This is a genomic window from Ideonella azotifigens (assembly GCF_006519715.1).
Taxonomy (GTDB): domain Bacteria; phylum Pseudomonadota; class Gammaproteobacteria; order Burkholderiales; family Burkholderiaceae_C; genus Ideonella; species Ideonella azotifigens.
This window is the reverse complement of the sequence record NZ_VIDT01000347.1, coordinates 1-5,822: the sequence shown is the minus strand read 5'-3', so window position 1 is coordinate 5,822 and position 5,822 is coordinate 1. Positions and strand designations below refer to the sequence as shown.

8 protein-coding genes are annotated in these 5,822 nt (G+C 66.1%); 4 read left to right on the top strand and 4 right to left on the bottom strand.

The window, feature by feature from the left end; genetic code table 11:
- From FKP22_RS18965 to nudB, 3 genes are all read right to left on the bottom strand, one after another.
- On the bottom strand, positions 1-605 hold a 605-nt coding region (locus tag FKP22_RS18965), incomplete at its 3' end, for a phospholipase D-like domain-containing protein (RefSeq protein WP_233446891.1).
- Entirely contained in the window at positions 605-1,360 is a 756-nt protein-coding gene (locus FKP22_RS18960) for an endonuclease/exonuclease/phosphatase family protein (RefSeq protein WP_231011604.1), read from the bottom strand. The genes FKP22_RS18965 and FKP22_RS18960, both read right to left, overlap by 1 nt.
- A 68-nt stretch (positions 1,361-1,428) precedes the next feature.
- Entirely contained in the window at positions 1,429-1,938 is a 510-nt protein-coding gene (nudB, locus tag FKP22_RS18955) for a dihydroneopterin triphosphate diphosphatase (protein WP_141289275.1), read from the bottom strand.
- A gap of 154 nt (positions 1,939-2,092) precedes the next feature.
- Here nudB and FKP22_RS18950 point away from each other — a divergent pair, with 154 nt between their 5' ends.
- Together FKP22_RS18950 and FKP22_RS18945 are read left to right on the top strand one after the other, a co-directional pair.
- On the top strand, positions 2,093-2,782 hold the full coding sequence (locus FKP22_RS18950; protein ID WP_141289274.1) for a hypothetical protein: 690 nt from the start codon (positions 2,093-2,095) through the stop codon (positions 2,780-2,782).
- Between the two features lie 66 nt (positions 2,783-2,848).
- Positions 2,849-3,427: a Uma2 family endonuclease gene (locus FKP22_RS18945; RefSeq protein ID WP_141289273.1), complete on the top strand. Its 579-nt coding sequence runs from the start codon at positions 2,849-2,851 to the stop codon at positions 3,425-3,427.
- An 88-nt stretch (positions 3,428-3,515) separates the two neighbouring features.
- On the opposite strand, the gene FKP22_RS18940 is transcribed toward FKP22_RS18945, so the two are convergent.
- Entirely contained in the window at positions 3,516-4,172 is a 657-nt protein-coding gene (locus tag FKP22_RS18940; RefSeq protein WP_233446890.1) for an OmpA family protein, read from the bottom strand.
- On the opposite strand from FKP22_RS18940, the gene FKP22_RS32250 reads away from it, so the two are divergent.
- Both FKP22_RS32250 and FKP22_RS18935 read left to right on the top strand, forming a co-directional pair.
- Positions 4,159-4,386 (top strand): hypothetical protein, encoded by a 228-nt coding sequence (locus tag FKP22_RS32250; RefSeq protein ID WP_170200956.1) that lies wholly within the window; start codon positions 4,159-4,161, stop codon positions 4,384-4,386. The two genes, FKP22_RS18940 and FKP22_RS32250, sit on opposite strands and share 14 nt — an antisense overlap.
- Before the next feature lie 261 nt (positions 4,387-4,647).
- Positions 4,648-5,822 (top strand): protein kinase domain-containing protein (locus tag FKP22_RS18935; RefSeq protein ID WP_141289272.1); only part of this gene is annotated, 1,175 nt, incomplete at its 3' end.

The following is a 5,822-nucleotide window of genomic DNA, read 5'->3' as shown; positions in this document are numbered from 1 at the left end:
GCGCGGGTCCATACCGCACGCACGGTCTGCTCGATGGGCGCGACCACCGGGCCGTGCAGCGCCACCGCGAAGTCCAGCCGCGGCGCATCGCTGAAACCGTGGTGCAGGTCGTTGCGGTCGTCGATCACATTGATGCCGCCAACAAACGCGCGCGTGCCATCGACCACGCACAGCTTTTGATGCAGCCGCCGCAGCTGACCGGGCTGCAGCCAGTTCCACCAGCGTGTCAGCGGCCGGAACACCGCCAGGTCCACGCCTTTGTCGCCGAACCAGCGCTTGACTGTCGTCAGGCTGTGGCTGCTGCCAAAGCCGTCGACCACCACCCTGACCCGCACACCGCGCCGGGCCGCAGCGATCAGCGCCTTGGCCACGGCCTCGGAAGCGGGGTCGTCATGGAAGATGTAGGTCGCCAGCCAGACCTCGTGCAGCGCCTGCTCGATGGCCCGGACCATGGCGGGAAACAACTCGTCGCCGCCGCGCAGCAGCGCCGCCTCGTTGCCACTGAGAAAGACCGGCCTGGACTGGGTGTACCAGGCACCGGGAAACTGGAAGCCGTCGGACGCAGGCTCGTCATCGGAGACCGACGCGGCCGGCTGCACGGCCATCAGGCGGGCTCCAGTTCCACCAGCAGCGGCAGGTGGTCCGACATGCGGGCCCAGGCACTGCCGCGCGGCACGGTGGTGCGCACGCAGCGAAAGCCGCGCATGTAGACCCGGTCCAGCGCGAACACCGGCACGCGTGACGGGAAAGTCGGCGTGTTCGTGGCCTGCGGCGGGGTGGCGCGCTGCAGGCCCATGGCCTGCATCGGCCCGTCCAGCCGCTCGCCCCAGTCGTTGAAGTCACCGGCCACCAGCAGCGGCGCACCGGCCGGCACCGTCTGCTCGATGAAGGCCGCCAGCCGCTGCACCTGGCGCAGCCGGCTGGAATGGATCAGCCCGAAGTGCGCGACCACCGCATGCACCTCCATGCCATGCCACTTCACCGGCACGTGCAGCAGGCCGCGCTGCTCGAAACGGTGGTCCGACACATCATGGTGGCCGATGCTGCCCATGGGCCAGCGCGACAGCAACGCGTTGCCATGCTCGCCGTGGCGGGTCACGCAGTTGGTGTGATAAGCGGCCCCGTATCCTTCGGGTGCCAGGAACTCGGCCTGCCCCTGCTCCGGCCAGCCGCCATGGGTGCGCTGGAATTGCCGCGACTCGCGGGCGTGGAACAGGCGCACCTCCTGCAGGAACACCAGGTCCGCGTCCAGCGACTCGATGCCCAGCCCGAGGTTGTGGATCTCCAGCCGCTTGGTCGGCCCCATGCCACGCACACCCTTGTGGATGTTGTAGGTCGCCACGCGCAGCGGCCCCACCATCGTGCTGCCGGGCAGGTAGCTGCTGGCGAAAGCGGACGAGCGGAAGGAATGGGCTTGCAGCGGTGGCGTCATCGGGTCTCGTGGGAATTCAGCAGAAAGTTCGGGAGCTGCAGGATGGCTTCCGCGTTCGATGGCGAGAAGCAGCGATCCGCCGCCTCGCGCCACGGCAGCCAGACACAAGCCGTGTGCTCGCGCGGCGCCAGTTGCACAGCCGTGCCGTCCGGCACGCAGAGGCCGAACACATGCTCGGTGTTGTGCGTCACGCCTTCGGCATAGCGATGGCGCCAGCGCGGGTATATCTCGTAGACATTGGCCAGTCCCCAGTCGCGCAGCGCACTGGCCGGCACGCCGGCAGCGCCGATCACGATGCCGGTTTCCTCCGCCACCTCGCGCGCGCAGGTCAGCGCCAGCGGCTCATCCAGGCTGTCCTTGGAACCGGTCACGCTCTGCCAGAAACCAGGCGCATCAGCCCGCTCCATCAGCAACACGTCCAGCGCCGGAGTGTGAATCACCACCAGCACCGATTCCGGGATCTTCGCCGGCCGGGCCGCCACCGCTTCATCGACTGCTTGGGTCATGCCACATGCTAGCGCGGACGCTCGGTTTCCCGTGCCGGACGATGCCTACATCCATCGCACCAACGAAGGACCACCCGGCACGGGAGAAGTGTCATCGAAGCCTTCTAGCATGCGCCCCACCCCGGCCCGAGCGCCGATCCGCCGCTGCATTGCCATGAAACTCCACGTCCTCGCCGCTTCGACCTTCGCGCTGTCCCTGCTGGCGAGCTGCAGCAGCACACCGAGCCAGCCCACTGCCAGCCGCTGGGTGTTCGAGGCACCCGACACCCGCACCATCGGCATCGTGATGACCCCGTTGCCGCCGGTGCAAGCCCATTTCCCCGGCGCGGACTGCGCGTCCTGCCTCGCCACCGCCCTCACCGAACACCAGGCCCTGGCCAACCAGGTGCAGACGCTGGACGCCAGCGAGCTCGAGCAGGTGAAGACCGAGATCGCCAGGGCGCTGGAAGCCAAGGGACTGCGGGTGCGGGTGATCGCGGCGCCGCTGGACCTGGCGCAACTGCCCGCGTTTTCGGGACCTGGCACAGACCACGCCAGGCATGACTTTCGTGGCCTGAAAACCCGCTACGGCGTGGACAAGCTGCTGGTCATCGAACTCAGTTCGCTGGGTGCGTCACGCCCCTACGCCGGCCCGGTCCCCGCCGGCCTGCCGCGGCTGGCCCTGACCGGCAGCGAATTCCTGGTCAACCTGGGCGACAACACGCTGGAGGCACAGCAGGCCGTGGAGGTGCAGCTGACGGCAGCGCGCGACTGGGAAGACCCGCCGCGCTTTCCGGGCCTGGCCAGCACATACGGCGAGGTTCTACGACAGGGCAAGGCCGCATTGCTGCGCCCCTTCCTCTGATCTCGCTGCCAGCCCGGCCTGTCCCGTGTCATCATCCAAGGCCATCTGGCGTCACGGAGCCATCCAATGGGCCAACCCGCAACACCCACCCGCTTGACCCGCGAAGACTATCTGACCTGGGAAACCGCCCAGGCCGAGCGCCATGAGCTGATCAACGGCGAGCCGTATGCCATGGCCGGCGCCGAAGACCGGCATGTCACCGTCAGCCTGAATTTGGCGATGGCGCTGCGCCAGCACCTGGCCGGCTCCCCCTGCCGCACCTACATGGCGGACATGAAGCTGGAAGTGGCCGCCAGCCAGAGCTTCTTCTACCCGGATGTGCTGGTGACGTGCAGCGAAGCCGACCGCGCCAGCGCGCTGGTGAAGCGCGAGCCGGTGCTGGTGGTGGAAGTGCTCTCGCCCGGCACCGCCGCCTTTGACCGGGGTGGCATGTTCGCCCACTACCGGCAGCTGGCCAGCCTGAAGGAATATGTGCTGGTGGACCTGGACAGCCGCCGCACCGATGTCTACCGCCCAGGCGCGGATGGGCTGTGGGTGCTGCACCCCTTCGAGCCCGCGCAGCCGCTGGCACTGGCCAGCGTCGACCTGTCGATCACGCCGGAAGCCTTGTGGGCCGAGGTGGACGAGGCGCCCACTTTGCCTTGACATGGCAAGACGAGCCCCACAGGGCAGTTCGTGGTGAGCGCCGCGCCGGGCAGGATCGAATCAAAGACCAGTGAATGGTTCATCGTGCTCACCCGGCCGGCGGTACGATCACGATCTCAACCCGGCGATTTGCGGCACGCCCCATCTCGGTACTGTTGTCGTCCACCGGCGCATCGGCACCCATGCCAAACACCTCAAGGCGACGATCGGTGATGCCGCGCTGAGACAGGTATGACGCCAGGCTGGATTGAACAGAAGTGGCCCGGCGCAGAGACAGCACCTTATTGCTGTCCGGCTTGCCGACATTGTCGGTATGACCCACGATACGGGCATTGACGCCGCAATATTGACGCAGCGTGTCACCCACTTTCTCCAGGGTACCGGCAAACGAGGGACTGAGGTCGCTGCTGCCCGTTGCAAACAGGACTTTGCCGGGGATATTCAGTTTAACTGACCCGTCAGCCTGCTCCGAAATCGCGATTTGAGACCCAGCCAGGGCACCGACAAATGCGCCGGCCAGGGCGCCGTTGACCGCAGCTTGGGTGCGATGCGAATTCGCAGTGCTTGAGCCGAGAATCCCACCGATGATGGCACCGACTGCGCCGCCTTTGATGGCCGCGTCGGTGCGAGGATTTTCAGCTTTCGGCTTCAGGTATTTGCAGCCTCCAGGGCCGGTTTCGCTTGCGACTGCCGCGGCTGCGGCCTGGGCAGGCAGGCCGGAGTTTCCGGCGGTGCTGTTGCCCAAGGGCGGGTTCGTGTTGCACGCAGCGAGTACCAGCGATGCCAGTGCGAGTGCCAAGCTTGTCCTGGAAGGTCCAGTGGTTCGGGGAAGTTTCATCATCAACCCAATCAAGAATCAGACAGAGAAATTCGGCCCGCACAGGGCACAGCGCCCGCTTCAGCTCGGCATGCTTCTGAAAGAGATCAGAGTGTCGGCGCCGTCGGAAAAAGCGCTGTAGAGCCTCTGATCGCGAGCAAGCCCAGCGTAACCAACCGCAACAGCTTTCGCGCGGCAGCGGTCCTCACGGATCGCTCACGGCGCAGCCTCTGGCACCCGACAAGTACCGGCGAGGCCCACTCCTTTGCGGATCCGGGCGCGTGCCGGCCGGCATGGGCAGCCGTTCATATCGCATAAGCTTGAATGCTGAAGCCATCGCGGTCGGCCCGGAGCAATCACCCGCGCGCTTTGCACCGAAGACCCGCTCACCACTCCATTCATCATGACGACGCCCCAGCACCCTGCCTCCACGCTGTTCAGCTATCGCTTCGGGCAGGCTGAGTTCGACGAATCAGAGTCGCTGCTGCGTGTTGACGGTGAGCCCATTGCTGTGGAGCGACGACCGCTGGAATTGTTGGCCGCCCTGCTGCACAGTCCGGGTGTGGTGCTCACCAAGGCAGAACTGCTCGCCTCGTTGTGGCAGCGCAATGAGGCCAACTTGTCGGACAACGCGTTGGCCAACGCAGTTTCCAAACTGCGCCGGGCGCTCGGGGAGGCGACCGGTGCCCTGGTGCGAACCGTGCCGGGCGTTGGGTATTTGCTGGAGGGACCGATTGAGCGGGTGGCCCAGGCGCACCGAGGTGATGCGCCTCTCATGCTCAAACCTGGCCAAAAGGTAGCGGGCGCAGAGGACTACAGGTTGAAATCATTGCTGGCGGAAAGCCGCAACAGCAGTGTATGGCTGGCCGAGCACGAATCCAGCAGGCAGCCAAGCGTCTTCAAGTTCTGCAATAGTGGCGATGGCCTTAGCGCGCTCAAGCGCGAATTCACGCTGGCCAAGGTCTTGCGGCAGAGCCTGGGCAGACGCCCGGACAGGGTCGAGATTCTCGCCGCCAATTTTTCCGATGCGCCGTATTGGCTGCAGAGTGAACATTGCGGAGAAAACTTCCTGAACTGGGCCACCACCGACCCGGCCGCCAAGGCGATGAACACCGACCAGCGCGTCGCCCTGTTTCTACAGGTGGCGCAGAGCGTGGCAGTTGCCCATTCCGTGGGCGTGCTGCACAAGGACATCAAGCCGGCCAATGTGCTGATTGAACCGCGCGGCGACTCCGGCTGGCAGATCCGGCTGACGGATTTCGGCAGTGGCCGGCTGCTGGATCCCGGCACGCTTCAAGCGCTGGGGGTGACCGCCATGGGCCTGACACTCACGGAGCGAGTGAGCCTCGATTCAGGCCGGGGCACCCTGATGTACCTGGCCCCCGAGCTGCTTGCCGGCGAGGTGCCCACGGTTCAGTCGGATCTCTACGCACTCGGCCTGATGCTCTACCAGTGGCTGGTGGGCGACTTCCGCAGGCCCTTGTCGACGGGCTGGGAGACGGACATCGCCGATCCACTGCTGAGGGACGACATTGCCGCCGCTACCCATGGCCAGGCTGCACAACGCTGCGCCAGCGT